A 20,939-nucleotide genomic window follows, 5' to 3' on the forward strand; every position below is an offset into this window, starting at 1 on the left:
ATGCATAGCACGCCATTTTGCAATACTTTGCTTGTAATATTTTTTAAGAAAGTTTTGGTACCTGATTTATTGCGTTGATTATCAGGTGAAATAAGTTAAAAGCGAATGGAGATTATTCAGCAAATTTTATTTGTAGCGGCTTTGGCGGCTACAGCTTGGTACATAGCTAAACGCGTACGACTTATCGCACGTGCTATTAACCTTGGCCGATCCGAAAATCGCTCCGATCACCCTGATGAGCGACTGAAAACAATGTTATTGGTCGCTTTTGGGCAGAAGAAGATGTTTACCAATCTGTTAGTGGGCATCATGCACTTTGTCATTTATGCTGGTTTCCTGATTGTTAATATCGAAGTTTTGGAAATTATCCTGGATGGCGTTTTAGGAACCCATCGACTGTTTGCACCCTATATCACGCCTATCTATCCAATTCTAATTGATGTTTTTGAACTACTGGCAGTAGGTGTACTGACCGTCTGCGTCATTTTTCTGTGTCGTCGATTTATTGCCAAAGTACCCCGGTTTCAGCAGGAGCGACATCGGGAAATGACCCGCTGGCCGCGAACTGATGCAGCTATTATCTTAACTGCCGAGATTCTGCTCATGATTGCTTTCCTGACCTGGAATGCTTCCGACAGTATTCTTCGCGATCGGGGCGTTGGGCACTATGCCGAACTGAAAGGCATTGTTCCCGACTTTTTGATCAGTCAGTTTTTGAAACCTCTTTTTTCGGGCTTTAGCGATACTGGCTTAATTGTTTATGAACGTACGGCTTGGTGGTTGCATATTTTGGGTATTCTTTCTTTTGCCATTTACGTCACCTATTCGAAACACCTTCACATTGCGCTTGGCTTCCCAAATGTTTATTTCTCAGACCTTCAGCCAAAAGGAGAAATGCAGAACATGCCCGAAATCACCAAAGAAGTTCAACTCGCGCTTGGGCTACCCGTTACGACCGAAGTAGACGGTTCTCAAGCTAATGACAATGGTGAACAAACCCCAGTAGAAATCGGGCGTTTTGGAGCTAAGGATGTTCAGGACTTGAAGTGGATTAACTTGATGAACGCCTACAGTTGCACTGAATGCGGGCGCTGTACATCAGCTTGTCCGGCTAATATTACCGGGAAGAAGCTATCACCTCGTAAAATAATGATGGACACTCGCGACCGGCTTGAAGAAATCCAGCAGGGTTGGAAGCGCAATGGATATGACTACAAGGATGATAAATCGCTTCTAAACGATTACATAACCGCCGAAGAACTCAATGCCTGTACAACCTGTCAGGCTTGCGTTAATGCGTGCCCGATCAATATAAATCCGTTAGATATTATTCTTCAATTGCGTCGGTACCGGGTTATGGAAGAGTCGGATGCGCCCGCTTCGTGGAATGCGATGTTTAGTAATATCGAAAATAACATGGCTCCCTGGAAATTCTCGCCAAGCGACCGTTTCAATTGGGCTGATCAAGTGAATGATTAATTGTTTCAGGTTTCAAGTTCAAAGTTATACGTTGGTTGATCCACAATCCACAGGAACCTTGAACCTGAAACCTGAAACCTTGAACAAAAAGAAATGACGACTGAAAAAACATACAAAGTGCCAACAATGGCCGATATGGCTGCATTGGGTGAAGAACCGGAAATCCTGTTCTGGGTTGGTTGTGCGGGGTCATTCGATGATCGTTACAAACGGGTGACTATTGCCTTTGTCCGTATTCTGAATTATGTCGGCATTAAGTTCGCCGTGTTAGGGCCAGAAGAAGCCTGTACCGGCGATCCAGCTCGTCGGGCAGGGAATGAGTTTTTGTTTCAAATGCAGGCGATGTCGAATATTCAGGTGCTGAACGGCTATAATGTCAAAAAAATAGTGACAGCCTGTCCGCATTGCTTCAATACGATTAAAAATGAGTATCCAGAGCTGGGTGGCAATTACGAAGTGATTCACCACTCCCAATTTTTGCAGGGCTTGATCAACGAAGGTCGTGTAAAGGTGAAAGACGGCCAACCATTTAAAGGGCGCCGGATAACGTTTCATGATTCATGCTATCTAGGCCGAGCCAATAAGGTGTATGAAGCACCACGTGATGTTTTGGCGGCACTGGATGCCGATCTGGTCGAAATGAAGCGTGTACGGGCTAATGGTTTATGCTGCGGAGCAGGTGGTGGTCAATATTTTAAAGAACCAGAACCCGGCAAAAAGGATGTGAACGTTGAACGTGTTGAGGAAGCGCTCAGCACTGGGGCCGATACCATTGCTGTAGCTTGCCCATTTTGTATGACTATGATGTCGGATGGCGTTAAGAATAAGAACCGCGAAGATTCTGTTCGTGTATTCGACATCTCGGAACTCATCGCCCAGGGGCAAGGGCTTTAAAAAAATGATGAATGATGAATGATTTTGGCTGTTAAATCATTCATTATTCATCATTCATCATTCATCATTTTCTCTATGTACATCGATTTTGATAAACTGCCTGATACTGCCCGCGTTTGGGTTTATCAGGCAAATCGTCCGCTTACGGATGGCGATATAAAAACGATTGAGGCCGCTTTGCAGCCAGCCTTGAGTCAATGGGCAGCACACGGTCAACCATTGTTAACCTCAGCTAAAGTGGTTGAAAATCGTTTTGTTGTAGTTGGTGTTGATGAAGGCTACAGCTTACCCAGTGGTTGCTCGATCGACTCGTCCATGCGGACAATACAGGAGATTGGCCGTCAAATTTCAGTCGATTTTTTCGATCGTTCGGCGGCTGTTCAATTAGCCAACGGCACTGTACAGACAATTGCATTGCCAATGATCAAAGCAGCTGTTGCAGACGGCGCTATAACACCCAATACGCCTGTGTTTAACACACTGGTGAAAACGAAAGCGGAGTTTTTGGCAGATTGGCGTATTAATGCTGCCAACTCCTGGCTTAAACGGTATTTTAAGACGATAGACGCATAAATAACCAGTTAATAGGTAAAGCCGGTCAAATTCTACCCACTAGAGTAGAATTTGACCGGCTTTAACGTTGTCTTATGTAAGAACGTTCACTGCCAAATCGTCATATTGACTAACTTTGCGCATTCTTTTTCAACAAAGGATTAATTTTTGTAGTAAGAAGTTTACGATGCTCAGCGAATCTGATTGTGTAATTATTGAATTCGTTGGTCATAGCCGATAGGAAACGGCGATTAACTCTTACTTTTATGGCGACTATTCCCGAAGTTATGTCAGATACGCCAATTCGCGACGACGACCAACTGGTACCCGACAGCGACCCGACCGAACAAACCTCGGCCGATACGCCTGCTCGTGGTTATTCCGACGCGCAGAAATACCAGATTTTCAATAAGGAGTTCATGCCCCACATTGACTCCATGTACAACTTTGCTTTTCGGTTGACAACCGACGAGGACGATGCGAACGACCTCGTACAGGATACGTACCTAAAAGCGTTTCGATTTATTTCGTCTTTTGAGCAAGGAACTAACGCCAAAGCATGGCTGTTTCGGATTCTGAAGAACAGTTTCATTAACGATTATCGGAAAAAAAGCAAAGAACCTGCCAAAGTAGATTATCAGGATGTAGAAACAACCTATAATTCTGAAGACGCAGAATCTGAGCATACGGTTGACTTACGGGCCGAATCTGTTTCCGACTTAATTGGCGATGAAGTGGCAACGGCTTTAAACTCGTTGCCAGTGGATTTCCGAACAGTCATTATCCTCTGCGACATCGAAGGGTTTACGTATGAGGAAATGGCAAAAATTTTGGATATCCCAATAGGTACGGTTCGCTCTCGATTACACCGGGCTCGTAACCTATTGAAAGAAAAATTGCGTGATTACGCGTCTTCGATGGGCTATAAAGAAGAAAATGAAGAATAAACCGAACTTTTTATAAGCCTAAATTGGTTCTGCTAATAACTTAATGGTATTATTATTCTTGGAATAAATAAAACTTTTCCAATGCAAACCTCGTTGCCGTCATCAGCTTCATCCAGTGGTAAGCCCGACATGAAAGAACATTGTAATCACAGCGCCGACTGCCTGAAGATGATTCAGTTGATTCTGGATGGAGAAGCTACAGATCAACAGCTTGTCAGAGTGAAAGCGAACCTCGAATCATGCAGACCCTGCATTGAGATGTATCAGCTTGAAAAGGAAGTGAAAGAGTTATTGACGAAGCGCATGGAGAAACGATGCTGCCCCGAGCAACTAGTTGCAACGATTAAATCCCGAATCCTGAGTTTCAGCTAAGAGTAATCAACGTAATTGGGGTAATTAAGGAAGCGCTTACGAAAGCAGCCTTAATTACCCCAATTACTTTTTTAATTAACCAACCCATCATCCACTGTGGACGGTAAACTTATTATTTTTTCAGCCCCCTCTGGTTCGGGCAAAACCACGATTGTTAAACATTTGCTGGCCGAGAATGCAAATCTCGGCTTTTCTATTTCGGCTTGCACCCGCGACCGGCGGGGACGTGCCGAGGAAAATGGCAAAGATTATTACTTTTTGACTCCTGAAGATTTTAAGCATAAAATTGATGCCGATGAGTTTGTTGAATGGGAAGAAGTCTATACGGGCGCTTTCTACGGTACGTTGAAGTCTGAAATTGAACGCGTTTGGGCAACTGGTAAGCACGTTTTGTTTGATGTGGATGTACAGGGAGGGCTGAAGCTGAAAAACTTCTATGGCGATAAAGCGCTGGCCGTTTTTGTAAAAGTACCGGATGAAGAAACTCTCCGCCAGCGCCTGATTGGACGTGGTTCCGAAACCGAAGAAAGCTTATCCCGACGCTTATTTAAAGTACACTTTGAAATGAGCTTTCAGGATCGTTTCGATGTCATTTTAATGAACGATGATTTAGAAACGTCGCTCCAAAAAGCCCAGAAACTGGTCAATGACTTTGTAAACGAAAACAAAGTACCTGCCAAAGCGACGATAATTTAACAGTATTAGAAACGAGTAGCGAGGAGTGAGAAGGGCTGACGCAAAACCAGATAGGTGGCGGAGCTACTATTCTCGCTCCTCGCTCCTCGCTCCTCGCTCCTATGAAAATCGGTCTATTCTTCGGTTCATTTAACCCCATTCATATCGGGCACCTAATTATCGCAAATACGATGGCGACCACAACTGATCTCGAACAAGTGTGGTTTGTAGTGTCACCCCAGAATCCCTTCAAAAAGACTAAAAGTTTGTTGCACGAGTTCGACCGACTCGATATGGTAGAGCGAGCCATTGCCGATAATAGTCGCCTGAAAGCCACGAACATCGAGTTTTCGATGCCCAAGCCGAGCTACACAATTGACACGCTGGTACGGTTGAGTGAAAAGTATCCACAGCATACCTTCCGCTTGATTATGGGCGAGGATAATCTGGAGCAGTTTGCCAACTGGAAGAACTACGACAAGATTCTGGAATACTACGGCTTGTATGTTTATCAGCGCCCCCGAGCTGTGGAAAGCCCCTTTAAAACGCACGCCAACGTCCGAATCATCGAAGCACCATTGCTGGATATTTCAGCAACGTTCATTCGAGAAAGCATTCGTGCGAATCGATCCATACGGTACATGGTGCCTGAAGTTGTGGAAGAAATGATCGAGCGGAAGAAGTTTTACGTGTAACGCGGACATCCTGTCCGCACGTATGCCTATTAGACATCCCTTATCCAGTACGGGCAAGATGTCCGCGTTACTCAAGGCAAACCATACTGAAACGTAACCTCGGTGGCCAGCCCGATAGCACTCATACGAATAGCCACCGAACGACTATTGGATTTCACACCAGGTTGGTCGCAGTGGGGGCCTTTTTCCAGAAAGTAGATGTAAAACTTCTGGTTACGATCGGCAATCTGGTTGATGTCTGGCCGGCCGAGGAGTTCGCCGATGGTGTTGGTTGTTTTGCCTTTCAGATTTTGTATTTCAGCTCTGAAATCGGGTATGAGCGTAGCCCGAACGCCATTACAGCCTCCCCGGTCACCACGCCATTTTTTCAGGTCTAACTTACCAAATTGGTCAGGAACGGAGCTACATTCCGACAAACTAATTACCAGAAGGAAGGTAGCAAACAAACGCATTAGAGATCTAGCGAAAATTTCGCTCTTTCGCTCTTTCATTCTTTCACTCATTGTTCATTGTAAAGTACCTGCAACAAAGTCTGACCAACGGCCTTCAAGGTTGCCCGATCAATATTACTCATGTTATCTTCGGCAGTATGCCAGGCTGGAAAGAAACCTCCTGTCGCGATGTTGGTATGAATAATGTCGATCATCGGAATCTTGGCGATCGTATTAGGGGCCACGTGATCATCGGTGATTTGGCCACCGGGCGTATCGACAAAATATTGACTGTAGCCTGCACGGCTAGCCGTTTGCCAAACATTATTAACAACCGTAGGGGCAAACTGCATCGACAATCCTTCTTTGGCAAACGTAGCTCCCTTGGCCCCAACCATATCCAGCAAAATGCCGAAATAAGCCGAGTAACCGGGTTTATGCAGGTTTTTGGACCAATAACGAGACCCTAAACAGAAGCCAATATAATCGAATTGATTACCGCTGGCCTGTTCAAAATCGTTGCTGGCTTTTTCGCCGTTGCCCCAATCTTCGGCGTCGAAGAAAATAATATCGATTCCTACGGTTGGTTTTTGCTGACTTTGTTGGATACTACGAGCCAGTTCGAGCAGAACACCGACACCACTAGCCCCATCATTAGCCGCTGTAACAGGCTTTGTTTGGTCCGCTTTGTCCTGATCCTGATCGGCATGAGGGCGTGAATCCCAGTGCGATGCCAGCACAATACGCTTGGTTGCAGTTGGATTGATACTCCCAATAATATTACGGGCATTCAGTTTCTTACCATCCCAGGTATTTGCCACAAATGTTTGCTCGATAACCGTACAGCCGAACTGCTTCAGCTTAGCCGCCAGGTAATTCCCTGTCTGAACGTGGGCAGGCGTGTTTGGTACGCGCGGCCCGAACTTCACTTGTTGATCAACGTAGGTATAAGCAGAATCGGCATTAAAAGCCGGTGCCGTAGCAGTAACAGCTTGCTCAGCGGTTTTTGTCGTATCGCTTTGCGACTGCTTGGTGCGACAGGCACTTGTTGAGAGTACTACAACTAAAAAGGCAAGGAGGATTTTTTTCATGATAGTGCAACATGACCTACTAAAGCCGGGATGTCATGCTGTAAAAACGATTTACTATCGGTTTTGTGTACCGGTCCGCAAAAATACCGAAAAGTCGGTCGTTTAAATAGTTAGATGGTGAGAATGAATAGGTGAAAAAAAGCGAAGAGGCTCGACTGTAACTCGTCAAGCCTCTTATATAGATATATGATGCAGTGGGAATTAAGCTATTGCATAGCCAGATAAAGCACGTTTATAAGGTGGTTGAAAGGCTAATACAATATCAGTCTTAGCGATACCCCGACGCTCCAATTCGCCTACTAAATCAAAATCCGTAGCATCTTCCTGGACCCAAATTTTTCCTTCCCGGATGTCAAGGTGGAACACAGGGTAATAGACTCGTTTGCCATTTTCCCAGCCAATTGTCAAAATTTGATAATGATCACGTTCTGAGTCTAAAATAAGCTGCTCCTCGATTTGATCACCGCCGACAGTTATAGCAGGTGCATTCGCGTAATTAGTCAATAACTCCGTAATGATATTCCGGTACTTTTTCAGCGTGTTATCCATTGCAGAATTCGTTTAGTCACTGTATCAAAAACAAGTAGTGAAACGGAATCACTCTCAAGAAGTTGAGCAATAAGTGATTTCTGAAAAAACGATTGGAAGATATCGCTATCAATGGCTAAATACAATTTTCGGGATAGAGAATCTTCCGACAAACCTTTCCTATATACATCATACTGCCCTTTTGCTTCGTAGAAATCATTGAGTTTTGACTTGCTCAGAAAGCTTTTCACTTCTACTGCAATATACTCAGCACCCCGTTCTGCAGCTAGTACTTGCTCAGCAGCCAAATCAATTTCCATCCGCAATCCACCTGATTTCAGAATCAATGGATCATTTGTAATAAGCCAGCCGTCTGCTTCTAGTGCTTCTCTGACTGCTTGATGAAATAAATCGCGTGCCATACCAGTTTTGAGACTTACTCTTCATAAGCCCAGTCGATCTGGTGCTTCATGTCTTTGATAGCCAGGCCTTGCGCTTTGAAATAGGAGCGGATCTGATCGACTTTGTCGTATTGACGTTGCTCCTTATATTCACGATAAAGAGTCAGTAGCCCTTCCAGAATAGGTTGATTGTCAGTGCCTTCTTCTTTCAGGCCTAGCACCTCAGTCATGAACGAGATGAACGACTCTTTCAGCAGAGTAAATACCTCTTCGCCAAGGACTGCTGCCTGAAGTTGGTTCAGATAGAGCATGTTGACGTATTTTAGCAGAGTAAACAATTGAGCAATGCCGACGGCCGTATTGAGATCATCGTTCATCGCTTCGTAAAACTGCTGAACTGTCTGACGAATCTCTTTCTGTTTTTCTTCGCTTACCGTAGCCGTCTCATCCGCCGAGTAGGTCAGCGTTTTAATAATGCGCAAGCCATTGGCTAATCGACGATAGCCTTTCTGGGCGGCTTTAAGGGCATCGTTCGAAAAGTCGAGTGTGCTGCGGTAGTGCGATTGCAACATGAAAAACCGAACCGTCATCGGGCTATAGGGCTGATCGAGCAGGGGATGATTGCCTGCAAACAACTCGGCGGGCAGGAATGAGTTACCCAGCGACTTCGACATTTTCTGGCCATTGACGGTTAGCATGTTCGAGTGCATCCAGTACCGAACGGGATCAATACCACTCAAGCCATCTCCCTGTGCAATTTCGCATTCGTGGTGAGGGAATTTCAAGTCCATTCCACCACCATGAATATCGAATTGTTTGCCCAGGTATTTGGTACTCATGCAGGTGCACTCCAGGTGCCAGCCAGGAAAGCCTTCGCCCCAGGGCGAGTTCCAGCGCATAAGGTGTTCAGGAGCGGCCCGTTTCCAAATCGCAAAATCGAGCGGGCTGCGTTTTTCGGATTGCCCATCCAGTTCGCGGGTCTCGTTTAGCAAATCGTCCAGAATTCGGCCGGACAGCTTACCGTAATTCCCCCCACGCTTGTTGTAGGTTTCAATGTCGAAATACACCGAACCGTTTGATTCATAAGCTAATCCATTCGCGAGTAATGACTGAACTGCTTCGATCTGTTCCACCATGTGGCCAGTGGCCGTGGGTTCAATGCTGGGTGGAAAGGTGTTGAACTGCGCCATCACCGTATGGAAATCGTTGGTGAAGCGCTGTACAATTTCCATCGGCTCAACTTTTTCCAGTTTGGCCATCCGTCCGATTTTATCTTCGCCTTCGTCGCCATCGCCAACCAAGTGGCCAACGTCGGTCAGGTTGCGGACGTACCGTACTTTATAACCGATAAAGGTTAAGTACCGATAGAGTGTATCGAAGGTGAGGAACGTACGGACGTTGCCCAGATGAACATAATTGTAAACCGTCGGGCCGCAAACGTACATGCCTACGTACGGTGCATTGATCGGTTCGAATAGTTCTTTTTTACGCGAAAGCGTATTGTATAAGTGAAGCGGTTGCATTGGTAGATTGACTATTTCGGGAATACTACAAAAGGAATTGAGTTGCCGGATCGGCATCTATAGGCGAGATAAAGCGTTCAGCGACAACAGCATGTCGATAAAGCAAGGTTTTCCTTAAGTAGCATAGCAAAAATGATACTGTTCATGAGGGCGAAGTTACGGATTGTTCGTTGTAAAACGCTAGCTCATCTACACGACCCGTAGCTTTTGGCTATATTCGCGTTTTGTTTTTACAAATCGCCCGCTTAGGCTCAGGGATGCAGGTAGTTGAAGTGGGCACAAATGCCCAATATCAGAAAGAATTTATTCAGTTTCCCGTCCGTCTCTATCGCAACGATCCCAATTGGATTCGTCCGCTGGATAACGACGTTGAGGAAGTGTTCGATCCAGTCCGCAACAAGCGGTTTGAGCATGGCGAATGTGTTCGGTTTTTGTTGCTAAACAACAAATCCGAAACCATCGGGCGAATAGCCGCATTCATCGATCACGAAATTGCGAATCTCGACAACGACCAGCCGACGGGTGGCGTTGGTTTCTTTGAATGCATCGAAGACCAACAGGCTGCTTTTACGCTGTTCGATGCGGGGAAAACCTGGCTTCAACAGCGAGGTATGGAAGCTATGGATGGCCCAATCAACTTTGGTGACCGCGACCGCTGGTGGGGTTTGCTGGTTGATGGGTTTGACCGGGAGCCGAATTACTGCATGCCGTATACAAAGCCATATTACATCCCGTTTTTTGAGAATTATGGTTTTAAGGACTACTTCAAGCAGTTCACGTTTGGGATTCCCACAACCTGGTCGAAGTTAGTCGATATGTCGCAGGCGGTGAAAGACCGCGCCCGGCGTATTTATGAAAATCCGGATTACAGTTTTCGGACGATTGATAAAAAGCAATTACCCGCAGCGGCTGAGCAGTTCCGACATATCTATAATGCTGCCTGGGGTGGCCATAGTGGCGTTAAGGAAATGTCGGCGGCACAGGCACAGTTGCTGATGCAGAAACTAAAGCCGGTTATTGACGAAAAGATTATCTATTTCGCCTATTATCAAGGCGAGCCAGTCGCTTTTTTCGTGTGTCTACCCGAATTAAACCAGGTATTCAAACACGTAAACGGCAAGCTTGATCTGATTGGGAAGCTGAAGTTTTTGTGGCATATGCTGCTGAAGACGAACCACAAAGCGTTTGGGGTTGTGTTTGGTGTAGCGCCTGAGCATCAGGGAAAAGGCGTTGAAGCGGCTATTGCCCTTCGAATGCCCCACGAAGCCGATCATAATCCGAACTTCCAGTACACCGAATTAGAAATGAACTGGGTCGGTGATTTTAACCCAATCATGGTTCGCTTTGTGAGTCAACTGGGTTCAAAAATCGTCAAAACACACATTACGTACCGCAAACTTTTCGACGAAACCAAACCATTTAAACGCTGCCCGGTTATTGGGCGGAAGAAATAAATTTATGGTATTTGGTATAAGGTTTTTGGTTTACGGTGGGCTGACACATGAATTGCTTATGCGTCAGCCCACCGTAAACCAAAAACCTTATACCAAATACTAACCATTACAAACCAAGAAATAAATGAGCTTAGTAACTGTTGGTTCCGTCGCATTCGACGCCCTGGAAACCCCGTTCGGTAAGACCGACAAAATCATCGGCGGTGCTGCCACGTATATCACCCTTTCGGCTTCGTACTTCACGAAAGAAAATAATCTGGTTGCGGTCGTGGGCGACGATTTTCCGCAGAGCATGATTGACGATCTCAATCAGCATGGAATCAATACCGAAGGTCTGGAAATTCGGAAAGGGGAAAAGACCTTTTTTTGGTCGGGTAAGTACCATAACGACATGAATAGCCGCGACACCGTTGAAGTGCAGCTAAACGTAATGGAACACTTCGATCCGATCATTCCCGATTCGTTTCAGGATTGTACGTACCTGATGCTGGGAAATACGGCTCCATCTATTCAACAAACTGTAATTGAGCGATTGCATAAACGGCCTAAGCTTATTGTGCTCGATACCATGAACCTCTGGATCGAAATCGCTAACCCTGATTTGATGAGTTTGCTCAAACTGGTTGATGTGCTGGTTGTTAATGACGAAGAAGCTCGTCAACTAACGCACGAATATTCGTTGGTGCGCGCTGCCGCTAAAATTCGGTCGATGGGCCCTCAAACGGTCATTATCAAGAAAGGCGAACACGGCGCTTTGTTATTTAACGAAGATCAGATCTTCTTTGCTCCAGCGTTACCGCTTGAAGAAGTCTTTGACCCAACCGGTGCGGGCGATACCTTTGCTGGTGGATTCATTGGCTATCTGGCCAAAACCGATGACATCTCGTTCGATAACATGAAACGGGCAATTATTTACGGTTCGGCAATGGCTTCGTTCTGTGTTGAGAAATTTGGTACTGAACGGATTATGAATTTAACTCAGGAGGAAATTCAGGCGCGGGTAAGCGAATTTGTGACGCTATCCGCTTTTGGACTGGTCTAAAGTATAGCTGATAATAAACGAACAAGCCGCTGGTAAGTTACCAGCGGCTTGTTCGTTTATTGGTGGATTCAGTTCGAGCGTGTTACGCAAAGAAGGGCGCAACAATGCCTAAAATAGTAGGTTTGTCTAACGGCTCATCAAAGGCCTGCATTACCATAGCAGGAGTTATCCGGCTGTCACCTGCCAATGCGGCAGCTAGATCGACACCCGCCTGAACGGTGTTTTCTTCCCCTTTGTAGCTAGCATCAACTACAGATGGAAGACCCTGCAAAGCAGCCGTGCCGCCTGTGATCCAGCCTTTCTGACCACGCATATAGCGTACATTAGCTGCGTGAGCTGCCTCTGTAGCGTGAATTTGCAAAGCTACCTGCAAAATAGCGGGTGCTGCCTGTAAATTACCTGCCTGACCTTTATAAGCACGAACACCGGTATCTTCAAACGTCTGAGCAATAGCCGAGAACGTAGCGAAATTGGTAAATGTATCCGTAAATGTGCCTTTTGCCGAGAAATCAAACTTAGGCATTGGAATCGCATCTGCACCCAATACCGTTTTTAACAGCCGAACGTGTACTTCTTCGTGTTGACGAATCAGTTCAAAGGCTGGCCGATAATTGACCGGAATCATGGATAGATTGCGACCGTAGTTGTAAAAATTGAATTCCAGATACTCTAATGCAAGTGCAAAATTGAGTACATCTTTCACACCTTGCGGTAATGAGCTAGACTGCCCATAGGACTTAGTCAAAGCTGAAGCCATAATGGCTGGAGCAGCTGCGGCAATCGTTTTTTTGGTCAGAGAGCTAAATAATCCCCGACGAGAAACATGGGCTAAGCGGTCAAAGATCTCGCCATCCACTTTCTCAATTTCGCTGAATAAGTTTTGTAAGTTCATTGGAGTTGAGTGGTTTATGCGAGGCTTTTAACTAAGGCGCTTGCGTCAAGTGTTTCAAGGATATATTTCTGTGCAATAGGGAGCACAAATGTTGGCTCATAAGCCAGGTGTAAGCCCGTATCGCTGGTAACAATTGTTGGACCCGCGAAGGCGTCAGAATAAGGATACTGCAATTCGCGAAGAATAGAGTGGTGGCGAGTTTCAACCGATACAATTTTACCCGCCAGTGTCAGATAACTAGCATCTTTGATGTACTTACCAGCACCGTTGTAAGCACCTACGCCTGTTTTTTCGAAGGCTTCTGCATTGGCAATTACATCTGCACGATTGTTAAAATCAATGCTAGAGAAATTGAACGTCAGATCTGGTACGTTGGCCGCTGTTCCAGCACCTACTGCTGCTTTGAAAAGCGCACGGTGGATAATTTCATGGCCGCGGATGTCATTCCATAAGGCCATGTCTGCCGAAGACATGTTAGGGTAAGGTTTCGCAAGCACCATTTCATAGAAAGCAGCTTCGAGCTGTTCTAGTACATAAGCGAAAGCAAGCACACCCGCATCACCAGTAGGAAGGGCGACAGTTGTGCCGGCAGCACGAGCACTTCCTGTTGGATTAACGAAAGCTTCGTCCCCTTTAGAGCAAGCTGTGAGTAGTCCGCCAGTTACGGCTGCCGCTCCAGCTACCCGCAGAAACGACCGGCGACTAGCTGCCGAAGATGGCGTTTCGGGCCGATTAGTAATGTTTTCCATTGAGCAAAATAGTTAGGTGATTTGTTGTCTTAGTTATTTGGCAACCAAGGTGATGTACCTACGCGCTCATCTGGAATAAGGATTTTTTAAATTTTAGAATAAGGTATAAATCCAACTCTGCGATAATGCTAATGGGCTATTATTATATATATCACGCTTATTTGGCTATTATTTTTTGAAATATTATTGAAAAAATACAAAATGCTTTTCGCCGAAAATTAGAACTATAAGCAAGCTATAGTTGCTTGAGAGGTGGGCTGAACGGTTTTGGGCGTGGCGTTTCCATCCAAAATAAATGATTCCCAAACTGCTCAATATGACTAATTTTTTCTGGACTACTGGCTTGAAGGACTCACCGTTTAGCCAGGTAAACCATAGGCCGAATGCGCCCCAGCTGAGCAAGAATACCGCGAGCAGGATAACCGAATATTTTCTTAGGGTACTCGCCATAAAAATGATAAATGAGCCACAAAATAGCCTTATTTTCAGGCATTATTAAGCGCTGTAACTATGTCATCATTTGCGAATCAGGTTGCTTTTATAACGGGTGCTGGCTCAGGAATTGGTAGGGCAACAGCATTGGCTTTTTCTAAGGCAGACGCAACTGTCGTTGTCGCCGAAATTAATGAATCTAGTGGCCGAGAGACAGTTGAATTAATAACGAAACAAGGTGGTAAAGCAATCTTTATTCTTTGTGATGTTATTGACTCAGAACAGGTTAAAAAAGCTATCTATCAAACTGTTCATTCATTTGGTCGTCTGGATATTGGTATTAATAATGCCGGAATCGGCGGTAAATTTGGCAAGTTACTCGATCAAACAGAACAGGACTTTAATAAGATAATGGCGATAAATGTTGGTGGAGTATTTTACGGCATGCAAGCCCAGATTCGCCAAATGTTAACGCAAAAAAGCAACCCTACGGGTGGCAAAATTGTGAATGTGTCCAGTATTGCCGGCGTTCGGGGAATGCCGATGGGTGCACCTTATAGTGCCTCCAAACACGCCGTAATTGGACTGACAAAAACGGCGGCTCTGGAATATGTGAAGCATCATATCCGAATCAATGCTGTGTGTCCTGTGTACACGCATTCGCCTATGGTGGATGAACTCATTAGTACAGCACCGGGTATGGAAGAACGGATGCGCCGAATGGTTCCGATGGGCCGTTTTGGCGAACCGGAGGAGATTGCCCAGACTATTTTGTGGCTTTGTTCAGACGAAAACGCATTTGTTACCGGGCAGGCACTTCAAATTGATGGCGGCTTAACGGCTGGGTAAGTTTAGGGTTCGATTCGCCAACTCATCGATCATTGCTGGGACCTCCGGTTCTCCTTTAAAAAAGGCGCCCCGTTTACCCCTCGTTAACGCCCAACGGTGCAGCCAGGAGATGCCGCCTTTTCCATAAAAATGATCTACCGATTGATAGGCGTTGTCAGTTAATGCCTGCTCCAGCGACACAAACGTATATCCCTTCTGCTTGAGTCTGGTCAGCAATTCACCCAGGAAATCAGCGTTGATCGTGTTGGCATGAAGTAGCAATGTCTGCGAAATCTGCCGATTGAAAAGGGAATCACTCTGGGCTTCGTAATAAGCCACGCAGTTGAGCATATACGTCACGTACTGCTTGCCAACCTGAGTGGCTAACGTAGTGTCGCCCAGGAGTATCGCATTATCGTAAGCGCCCGAAAATAACCAATCCGAATTGTCGATAGTAACAGGCGCTTCCAGATAAGCTCGTTGTTGCAAAAAATGCTCTAGTGAATCTTTTTTGGCTTGCGTATCACCTTTGCGTAGATAAGGATGTCTGAAATAGCGAAAGGGTTTGCCTCGTTGTTGAACAAGGTTCTTCACAATCTGCTCACCACCAACGATATCCGCTTTTGATTCGCTAAACGAAATAAGATTGTAGTCTTTATGGGCAAGTGTATGATTTCCTAATTCAAAGCCAGCATCGAGCCATAATTTTAATAGGTTGATCTGGCTTGAATCGGGTTGACGATTGGCCAGTAACGAATTGCCAATGACAAATCCAATTGCCGGAACCTGAAACGTTGTGCAGTGCGAAAGTAGTTTTTTAGTTAACTGGAATCGGCCTGGCGGGGATCGATAAACCTTTGATACAGTTGGCAGATCATCAATGGTAATGGCTATTTTTTTCTGCGCCTGTGCCGTGTATGCTAGAAAAAATATCAGAATGATCAGTAAACGCATGGGCTGAAACAAGCTAGGAACTGTATTGGCCCAACCATTCTTCTTCTTTCGCCCGCATCTGGGCAGCTTCTTCATCGGTTTTATCGCCATAGCCACACAAATGTAGCAGACCGTGAGCCAACACGCGTCGCATTTCCTGCTCAGCCGATACGCCTAATTGGGTAGCATTGTCGGCAACTCGCTCGACACTGACGAAAATATCGCCTTCGATTTTATCGTCTTCCTCGCTCTGATCGAACGTAATGATGTCGGTATAATAGTCGTGCTGAAGGTAATCGCGGTTAACCTGTAGCACATGCTCGTCGGAGCAAAAAATATAGTTTAAGTCCCCCACGGCAAAGCCTTCCCGCTCAACCTGTAGCTTCAGCCACTGGCGGGTTACTTGCTTCTTCGGAAGCTTATAAGGCACATCTTCATTAAAAAAGCGAATCATAAGGTCAGACTATCAATCGTTTGTGTAAAAGACTGAACAGCAAAATTAAGGCGATTGGTCAAATTAATTTCGTTAGGTCAGGCCAAACGTATCGATAAGCCTCGGACGAGCCACCGTCTGGGGTTTCGTGCGTAACTAATTCCTGATTGACTCCGTCCAGGTGCTCATAAAATTTTTGCGCACTGGTATTTTGCCTCAATACCCATAAATAGAATCCTGATTTAAGGTTTTTCGTATAGACCCACTGCGCTGCCGATTTAATCAGAACAGTGCCAATTCCGTGGCCTTTCTGCTCGGCGTGAACGTGCAAGTTGTCGAGCAGTGCCCCATACGTAGGGTCTTCATCGGCATAGGTACAGGAAAAACCACACACCTGACCTTCCGATTCGGCTACGATAATGTGCTGATTTGGGTCGGGTTGATTCAATCGACTGTACCAGGTTGCTCGTCTATTTTCAAGTACGGGGCCATCTAAAAACTCATCTCTCCAAATACCTCTGTAGTTTTGTTGCCAACTAAGGCTATGCAACTGAGCAATCTGCTCGGCATCGGTAGGAGTCGCTTCTCGATAAGTAATCATAGCCCCGTTAAACGTAGTCGGGCAAAGATAAAAAGCCCGGTATTGCTTTACGAATTCACCCTACAATTATGAATCAGTTTATGAAAGCAATTTATCTCGAAGGCATTCACCAACCTGTTCAACTGATTGATGCGCCAGTTCCTACTGCTGGCCCCGGTGAGGTACTGATTAAACTACAGGCTGCTTCCCTGAATCATCGCGATGTATTCGTGCAGCAGGGGTTATATCCGGGAATCAAATTGCCGGTTATTCTGGGTTCTGACGGGGCCGGTGTCGTTGTCGATACGGGCGAAGGTGTCGATCCGGATTGGCAGGGTCAGGCGGTTATTATCAATCCGGCCATGAATTGGGGCGATAATCCGAAGTTCTACGGTGCTGATTTTCAGATTCTGGGCATGCCTACCAATGGTACGTTTGCTGATTATGTTGTTGTTAACAGTCGATATATTCATCACAAACCGCAGCATCTGACTTTCGAGCAGGCGGCTGCATTGCCGCTGGCTGGTTTAACGGCCTGGCGAGCACTCATGACAAAAGCAGGGTTGAATCAGCGTGGTGTGAATGGGCCAGAAAAGGTATTGATTACGGGGATTGGTGGAGGGGCCGCTTTGTATGCCTTGCAATTTGCCGTAGCCGTTGGGGCTGAAGTCTGGGTTACGTCGGGTTCTGATGAAAAATTAGAAAAAGCGAAAGAACTCGGTGCCACGGGCGGAGTCAATTATCGTCAGGACGACTGGCATAAAGCTTTAGTAGCGCAAGCCAGAGCCGGAAAACAAGGCAATCCAGCCGGAGGCTATTTCGACGTCATCATCGACAGTGCAGGGGGCCCTGGTTTCGCTAAACTCATTGATGTGGCAGCTCCGGGCGGCCGAATTGCTTTCTTTGGTGGAACAACAGGCGCTATTACCAATATTATTCCTCCCAAAGTATTTTTCAAACAGCTCTCCATTTTCGGGACAACCATGGGTACCGAAAGCGAGTTTGCCGACATGATCAAGTTGGTAAATGATCAGCAGATTGTGCCCGTTTTAGACGAGATTTTTCCGCTTGCTGCTATCGAAACGGCCATGACTAAAATGGAGACGGGCAAGCAATTCGGTAAAATTATTCTCTCAATAGATAGCTAATCGGTTGCCATATTAACGTAGGGTTAACAGATGTACCTATTTATTCGAAAATTCAGCAGTAATATTTTCTTAAATCGAAGTTATCCACAATCAACATGTGGATAACTAACGACTTACACACATTTTCGTAATTAGCCCTTTAAAACGACTCATCATTCAATAGGGACGATTTACCTTTGTAGCATGGCTACATTGACGCACTCAGTTGCCCAGCTAGTATCAGAACGATTAGCAGTTTATAAACACAGAGGCCTGCTTCGTCAACTCCGAACAGCCGATGGTTTAGTCGATTTTTGCTCGAACGATTATCTGGGTTTTGCCCGGTCGGCCGAACTAAAGGCGGCTATCCAAAAAATAGATAAAGCACAAAAACGTGCTCGTACTGGCGCTACTGGATCGCGGTTATTGGCAGGGCAAACTACCCTGGCTAATGTGGTTGAAGAAGAACTAGCTCGATTTTACGGTACCGAAGCCGCGTTGATTTTCAATTCGGGTTACGATGCCAATCTGGGTTTACTGTCCTGCCTACCCCGAAAAGGAGACACCCTTCTGACTGACGAGCTGATCCATGCCAGTATGATTGATGGTGCCCGACTCAGCTATGCAACCCGCCATCGCTTTCGGCATAATGACTTACAGGATCTGGAAGATAAACTTAAGCAGACGAACGAGCCGCCTTTAGAAGGACAGGTGTTTGTGGCCGTGGAATCCATTTACTCGATGGATGGCGATGCGGCCCCTTTGCGTGAAATAGCCGACCTCTGTGATCGTTATCACGCGGCTTTAATTGTCGATGAAGCTCACGCAACTGGTCTTTATGGGTCAAATGGAGAAGGATTAGTGGTTGCCTTAGGTTTGCAGGATCGAGTGTTTGCCCGCGTTCATACATTCGGGAAAGCGTTGGGCGTTCATGGAGCGGCCGTGGTTGGACCAACTGTTCTGCGAGACTACCTCATTAATTTTGCCCGCCCATTCATCTATACAACAGCCTTGCCTCCACACAGCCTGCTCGCTATCCGTTGTGCACACGTGTATGTAACAACAAATACTGCAAACCGGACTCAGTTGTATAAGCGGCTTACGTATTTCCGCCAGCGTGTCAGCGAATTGTTGCCGGATGCCACCTGGACAAACAGTCAATCGCCGATACGATGCTTGCTTGTTCCCGGAAACGACAGTGCTCGTTATGTGGCAAGCGAGGCTCAAGCCATTGGCTTAGATGTGCGAGCTATTCTAAGTCCAACCGTTCCAGTTGGTCAGGAGCGGTTGAGGTTGTGTATCCATTCCTTTAATACGAACGAAGAAATTGACCAGCTATTAACGATTTTACAAAAGGCCTTATTGGGCTAACTCAACGTATAAATTTATCCATGTCGCATCAAATCATTGTTGCCGGAATTGGCACAGAAATAGGGAAAACGGTTGCATCAGCCGTATTGGTAGAAGCCCTGAAAGCCGATTACTGGAAACCCATTCAATCAGGAGAATTGACAAATTCTGATACAGATGTTGTTCGCGGATTGGTCAGCAATCCGACCTCTCAGTTTCATCCAGAAGCCTACCGATTGACACAACCTTTATCTCCGCATGCTGCTGCCGAGATAGATGGGGTGGTAATTGATTTATCCAAAATCAGTTTACCCGAAACAGACCAAAGTCTGATTATCGAGCTGGCTGGGGGCTTAATGGTGCCGCTGAATAACCATGATCTAAACATTGATCTGGTAAAGAAGATGGGCTTGCCCGTTATCCTGGTTTCCCGAAATTATTTAGGGAGCATTAATCACACCCTTCTATCGGTCGAAGCCTGTCGAAGTCGGAATATTCCGCTTCTGGGAATTCTGTTCAACGGGCCAACCGTTGAGACTACAGAGTCATTTATTTTGTCTTATACCGGGCTACGCTGCCTTGGACGAATAGGGCAGGAGGAGATTGTAGATAAGGAGGTTATTCTAAAATATGCTGACTTATTAAGCCTGACAGACCTATAAGCCGGGCCGTAGGGGAGAGTGGTTTATAGGTCTGAAAATCACCAGGTTTTTATCAGTTCATCGAATCGCTCTAAGAGAAATTTAGCGGTTGGTCCTGGATTACCGTCGCCAATTGTCAGTTCGCCAATCTGAACAATAGGAAGCACTTTCTTGGTCGAACTGGTTGTAAAGGCTTCACTAGCGTCATAAAGTTCGGATAGTAATACCGGACGCTCTTCGATCTGAAAGTCGTTTTGCGCTAGTTGAAGAATTGTCCGGCGGGTAATGCCGTGCAGAATATGCCGATTGGGCGTAATCAGGCGATCTCCTTTTACGATAAAGAAATTGCTTCGGCTCAACTCACTGATTTCCCCGCCTTTCTGATACAACAGATCGGATGCTCCAGCCGATTTAATGGCTTGTGCCATCAAAATCACTCGTTTATAGTCCGTGCTTTTCACTTCGGCCATCTCCCGAACATATTCGTCCAGAATAACTTTGATTCCCTTTTCATACTGAATCAACGGAGTTGGATGAATTGATTCAGTCAGAATAAGCAGATTTGGACGCTCAATTGAGATGCTATCGGCCGAATAGCCACCTGTCATTACAAACCGGAAGGCTATGTCAACGCCACCACTACGTTCGATCAAATCTAGCAGGATGTTATACGTTTCATCTTTGCCAAGAGGCAACGGTAAGTGCATCCGGGAAGCAGAATTCTGGAACCGCTCCCAGTACCAATCCCACTGAAAAGGACGCCCGTTGTAGGTTAGGAAATAATCGAACAAACCATAGCCCCGAAGCAGGCTGAGATCCGTAACCCCGACAGCAAGCTGGTCGGTAGGAGCGATAGTACCGTTGAAATAACCGTAATGCATAATGAAGCG

24 protein-coding genes are annotated in these 20,939 nt (G+C 45.9%); 13 read left to right on the plus strand and 11 right to left on the minus strand.

Features of this window, described 5'->3' with window-relative positions:
- The first annotated feature begins 105 nt into the window (after positions 1-105).
- The 7 genes from ACYVGR_RS17775 to nadD all read left to right on the plus strand — a co-directional run bounded on the left by ACYVGR_RS17775 (position 106) and on the right by nadD (position 5,614).
- Positions 106-1,479: a 4Fe-4S dicluster domain-containing protein gene (locus ACYVGR_RS17775; protein WP_460959065.1), complete on the plus strand. Its 1,374-nt coding sequence runs from the start codon at positions 106-108 to the stop codon at positions 1,477-1,479.
- Between the two features lie 93 nt (positions 1,480-1,572).
- Positions 1,573-2,373 (plus strand): (Fe-S)-binding protein, encoded by an 801-nt coding sequence (locus ACYVGR_RS17780; protein ID WP_460959067.1) that lies wholly within the window; start codon positions 1,573-1,575, stop codon positions 2,371-2,373.
- A gap of 75 nt (positions 2,374-2,448) precedes the next feature.
- Positions 2,449-2,946, plus strand: a complete 498-nt coding sequence (locus ACYVGR_RS17785) for a hypothetical protein (protein WP_460959069.1) — start codon at positions 2,449-2,451, stop codon at positions 2,944-2,946.
- Between the two features lie 245 nt (positions 2,947-3,191).
- Positions 3,192-3,872: a sigma-70 family RNA polymerase sigma factor gene (locus ACYVGR_RS17790; protein ID WP_460959071.1), complete on the plus strand. Its 681-nt coding sequence runs from the start codon at positions 3,192-3,194 to the stop codon at positions 3,870-3,872.
- Between the two features lie 129 nt (positions 3,873-4,001).
- The gene (locus ACYVGR_RS17795; protein WP_111350508.1) at positions 4,002-4,244 is read left to right on the plus strand and encodes a hypothetical protein; all 243 of its coding nucleotides are present in this window, start codon (positions 4,002-4,004) and stop codon (positions 4,242-4,244) included.
- A gap of 96 nt (positions 4,245-4,340) precedes the next feature.
- Positions 4,341-4,940 (plus strand): guanylate kinase, encoded by a 600-nt coding sequence (gene gmk, locus ACYVGR_RS17800; protein ID WP_182459478.1) that lies wholly within the window; start codon positions 4,341-4,343, stop codon positions 4,938-4,940.
- Between the two features lie 101 nt (positions 4,941-5,041).
- On the plus strand, positions 5,042-5,614 hold the full coding sequence (nadD, locus tag ACYVGR_RS17805) for a nicotinate (nicotinamide) nucleotide adenylyltransferase (protein ID WP_460959073.1): 573 nt from the start codon (positions 5,042-5,044) through the stop codon (positions 5,612-5,614).
- Positions 5,615-5,685: 71 nt separating this feature from the next.
- Here the strand turns inward: nadD and ACYVGR_RS17810 are convergent, their stop codons facing one another.
- The 5 genes from ACYVGR_RS17810 to cysS form a co-directional block, all read right to left on the minus strand.
- Positions 5,686-6,066, minus strand: coding sequence for a hypothetical protein (locus tag ACYVGR_RS17810; RefSeq protein ID WP_460959075.1), 381 nt, complete (start codon positions 6,064-6,066; stop codon positions 5,686-5,688).
- A 47-nt stretch (positions 6,067-6,113) separates the two neighbouring features.
- A complete protein-coding gene (locus ACYVGR_RS17815) occupies positions 6,114-7,136 on the minus strand; it encodes a M28 family peptidase (RefSeq protein WP_460959077.1) in 1,023 nt (340 codons plus the stop codon).
- Positions 7,137-7,337: 201 nt separating this feature from the next.
- The gene (locus ACYVGR_RS17820; protein ID WP_460959079.1) at positions 7,338-7,685 is read right to left on the minus strand and encodes an element excision factor XisI family protein; all 348 of its coding nucleotides are present in this window, start codon (positions 7,683-7,685) and stop codon (positions 7,338-7,340) included.
- Positions 7,670-8,086, minus strand: a complete 417-nt coding sequence (locus tag ACYVGR_RS17825; protein WP_460959081.1) for an element excision factor XisH family protein — start codon at positions 8,084-8,086, stop codon at positions 7,670-7,672. Before ACYVGR_RS17825 ends, ACYVGR_RS17820 begins: the two co-directional genes overlap by 16 nt.
- Before the next feature lie 14 nt (positions 8,087-8,100).
- On the minus strand, positions 8,101-9,588 hold the full coding sequence (cysS, locus tag ACYVGR_RS17830) for a cysteine--tRNA ligase (RefSeq protein ID WP_460959083.1): 1,488 nt from the start codon (positions 9,586-9,588) through the stop codon (positions 8,101-8,103).
- A 257-nt stretch (positions 9,589-9,845) separates the two neighbouring features.
- On the opposite strand from cysS, the gene ACYVGR_RS17835 reads away from it, so the two are divergent.
- Positions 9,846-11,042 (plus strand): hypothetical protein, encoded by a 1,197-nt coding sequence (locus ACYVGR_RS17835; RefSeq protein WP_460959380.1) that lies wholly within the window; start codon positions 9,846-9,848, stop codon positions 11,040-11,042.
- A 124-nt stretch (positions 11,043-11,166) separates the two neighbouring features.
- Positions 11,167-12,084: a PfkB family carbohydrate kinase gene (locus ACYVGR_RS17840; protein ID WP_460959085.1), complete on the plus strand. Its 918-nt coding sequence runs from the start codon at positions 11,167-11,169 to the stop codon at positions 12,082-12,084.
- A gap of 82 nt (positions 12,085-12,166) precedes the next feature.
- Here the strand turns inward: ACYVGR_RS17840 and ACYVGR_RS17845 are convergent, their stop codons facing one another.
- Both ACYVGR_RS17845 and ACYVGR_RS17850 read right to left on the minus strand, forming a co-directional pair.
- Positions 12,167-12,976 (minus strand): ferritin-like domain-containing protein, encoded by an 810-nt coding sequence (locus ACYVGR_RS17845; protein ID WP_182459488.1) that lies wholly within the window; start codon positions 12,974-12,976, stop codon positions 12,167-12,169.
- Positions 12,977-12,990: 14 nt separating this feature from the next.
- Complete coding sequence (locus ACYVGR_RS17850) at positions 12,991-13,725, minus strand: ferritin-like domain-containing protein (RefSeq protein WP_460959087.1); 735 nt, start codon at positions 13,723-13,725, stop codon at positions 12,991-12,993.
- 510 nt (positions 13,726-14,235) lie between these two features.
- On the opposite strand from ACYVGR_RS17850, the gene ACYVGR_RS17855 reads away from it, so the two are divergent.
- On the plus strand, positions 14,236-15,006 hold the full coding sequence (locus ACYVGR_RS17855; RefSeq protein WP_460959089.1) for an SDR family NAD(P)-dependent oxidoreductase: 771 nt from the start codon (positions 14,236-14,238) through the stop codon (positions 15,004-15,006).
- Here ACYVGR_RS17855 and ACYVGR_RS17860 read toward each other — a convergent pair.
- From ACYVGR_RS17860 to ACYVGR_RS17870, 3 genes are read right to left on the minus strand one after another with little or no spacing between them, the layout of a single operon-like run.
- Positions 14,992-15,939 (minus strand): polysaccharide deacetylase family protein, encoded by a 948-nt coding sequence (locus ACYVGR_RS17860; protein ID WP_460959091.1) that lies wholly within the window; start codon positions 15,937-15,939, stop codon positions 14,992-14,994. The two genes, ACYVGR_RS17855 and ACYVGR_RS17860, sit on opposite strands and share 15 nt — an antisense overlap.
- 13 nt (positions 15,940-15,952) lie before the next feature.
- Positions 15,953-16,372 (minus strand): rRNA maturation RNase YbeY, encoded by a 420-nt coding sequence (ybeY, locus tag ACYVGR_RS17865; RefSeq protein WP_460959093.1) that lies wholly within the window; start codon positions 16,370-16,372, stop codon positions 15,953-15,955.
- Between the two features lie 58 nt (positions 16,373-16,430).
- Positions 16,431-16,952 carry a GNAT family N-acetyltransferase gene (locus ACYVGR_RS17870; RefSeq protein ID WP_460959095.1) on the minus strand — a complete coding sequence of 174 codons (522 nt, stop codon included), beginning with the start codon at positions 16,950-16,952 and terminating at the stop codon, positions 16,431-16,433.
- A gap of 80 nt (positions 16,953-17,032) precedes the next feature.
- Between ACYVGR_RS17870 and ACYVGR_RS17875 the strand changes: the two genes are divergently transcribed.
- The 3 genes from ACYVGR_RS17875 (at position 17,033) to bioD (ending at position 20,070) form a co-directional block, all read left to right on the plus strand.
- Positions 17,033-18,079, plus strand: a complete 1,047-nt coding sequence (locus ACYVGR_RS17875) for a zinc-binding dehydrogenase (RefSeq protein WP_460959382.1) — start codon at positions 17,033-17,035, stop codon at positions 18,077-18,079.
- A 183-nt stretch (positions 18,080-18,262) separates the two neighbouring features.
- Entirely contained in the window at positions 18,263-19,429 is a 1,167-nt protein-coding gene (locus tag ACYVGR_RS17880) for an aminotransferase class I/II-fold pyridoxal phosphate-dependent enzyme (protein ID WP_460959097.1), read from the plus strand.
- A 20-nt stretch (positions 19,430-19,449) separates the two neighbouring features.
- On the plus strand, positions 19,450-20,070 hold the full coding sequence (gene bioD, locus ACYVGR_RS17885) for a dethiobiotin synthase (RefSeq protein ID WP_460959099.1): 621 nt from the start codon (positions 19,450-19,452) through the stop codon (positions 20,068-20,070).
- A gap of 38 nt (positions 20,071-20,108) precedes the next feature.
- Here bioD and ACYVGR_RS17890 read toward each other — a convergent pair whose 3' ends face one another.
- A complete protein-coding gene (locus ACYVGR_RS17890; protein WP_460959101.1) occupies positions 20,109-20,930 on the minus strand; it encodes an aminotransferase class IV in 822 nt (273 codons plus the stop codon).
- Positions 20,931-20,939: the final 9 nt, after the last annotated feature.

It is taken from the genome of Spirosoma litoris, assembly GCF_054776755.1.

Bases quoted from the DNA above. Each gene is read 5' to 3' on its own strand.
- ACYVGR_RS17775 (WP_460959065.1), top strand. From the start codon at position 106: ATGGAGATTATTCAGCAAATTTTATTTGTAGCGGCTTTGGCGGCTACA.
- ACYVGR_RS17780 (WP_460959067.1), top strand. From the start codon at position 1,573: ATGACGACTGAAAAAACATACAAAGTGCCAACAATGGCCGATATGGCT.
- ACYVGR_RS17785 (WP_460959069.1), top strand. From the start codon at position 2,449: ATGTACATCGATTTTGATAAACTGCCTGATACTGCCCGCGTTTGGGTT.
- ACYVGR_RS17790 (WP_460959071.1), top strand. From the start codon at position 3,192: ATGGCGACTATTCCCGAAGTTATGTCAGATACGCCAATTCGCGACGAC.
- ACYVGR_RS17795 (WP_111350508.1), top strand. From the start codon at position 4,002: ATGAAAGAACATTGTAATCACAGCGCCGACTGCCTGAAGATGATTCAG.
- nadD (WP_460959073.1), top strand. From the start codon at position 5,042: ATGAAAATCGGTCTATTCTTCGGTTCATTTAACCCCATTCATATCGGG.
- ACYVGR_RS17810 (WP_460959075.1), bottom strand. From the start codon at position 6,066: ATGCGTTTGTTTGCTACCTTCCTTCTGGTAATTAGTTTGTCGGAATGT.
- ACYVGR_RS17815 (WP_460959077.1), bottom strand. From the start codon at position 7,136: ATGAAAAAAATCCTCCTTGCCTTTTTAGTTGTAGTACTCTCAACAAGT.
- ACYVGR_RS17820 (WP_460959079.1), bottom strand. From the start codon at position 7,685: ATGGATAACACGCTGAAAAAGTACCGGAATATCATTACGGAGTTATTG.
- ACYVGR_RS17825 (WP_460959081.1), bottom strand. From the start codon at position 8,086: ATGGCACGCGATTTATTTCATCAAGCAGTCAGAGAAGCACTAGAAGCA.
- cysS (WP_460959083.1), bottom strand. From the start codon at position 9,588: ATGCAACCGCTTCACTTATACAATACGCTTTCGCGTAAAAAAGAACTA.
- ACYVGR_RS17835 (WP_460959380.1), top strand. From the start codon at position 9,846: ATGCAGGTAGTTGAAGTGGGCACAAATGCCCAATATCAGAAAGAATTT.
- ACYVGR_RS17840 (WP_460959085.1), top strand. From the start codon at position 11,167: ATGAGCTTAGTAACTGTTGGTTCCGTCGCATTCGACGCCCTGGAAACC.
- ACYVGR_RS17845 (WP_182459488.1), bottom strand. From the start codon at position 12,976: ATGAACTTACAAAACTTATTCAGCGAAATTGAGAAAGTGGATGGCGAG.
- ACYVGR_RS17850 (WP_460959087.1), bottom strand. From the start codon at position 13,725: ATGGAAAACATTACTAATCGGCCCGAAACGCCATCTTCGGCAGCTAGT.
- ACYVGR_RS17855 (WP_460959089.1), top strand. From the start codon at position 14,236: ATGTCATCATTTGCGAATCAGGTTGCTTTTATAACGGGTGCTGGCTCA.
- ACYVGR_RS17860 (WP_460959091.1), bottom strand. From the start codon at position 15,939: ATGCGTTTACTGATCATTCTGATATTTTTTCTAGCATACACGGCACAG.
- ybeY (WP_460959093.1), bottom strand. From the start codon at position 16,372: ATGATTCGCTTTTTTAATGAAGATGTGCCTTATAAGCTTCCGAAGAAG.
- ACYVGR_RS17870 (WP_460959095.1), bottom strand. From the start codon at position 16,952: ATGATTACTTATCGAGAAGCGACTCCTACCGATGCCGAGCAGATTGCT.
- ACYVGR_RS17875 (WP_460959382.1), top strand. From the start codon at position 17,033: ATGAAAGCAATTTATCTCGAAGGCATTCACCAACCTGTTCAACTGATT.
- ACYVGR_RS17880 (WP_460959097.1), top strand. From the start codon at position 18,263: ATGGCTACATTGACGCACTCAGTTGCCCAGCTAGTATCAGAACGATTA.
- bioD (WP_460959099.1), top strand. From the start codon at position 19,450: ATGTCGCATCAAATCATTGTTGCCGGAATTGGCACAGAAATAGGGAAA.
- ACYVGR_RS17890 (WP_460959101.1), bottom strand. From the start codon at position 20,930: ATGCATTACGGTTATTTCAACGGTACTATCGCTCCTACCGACCAGCTT.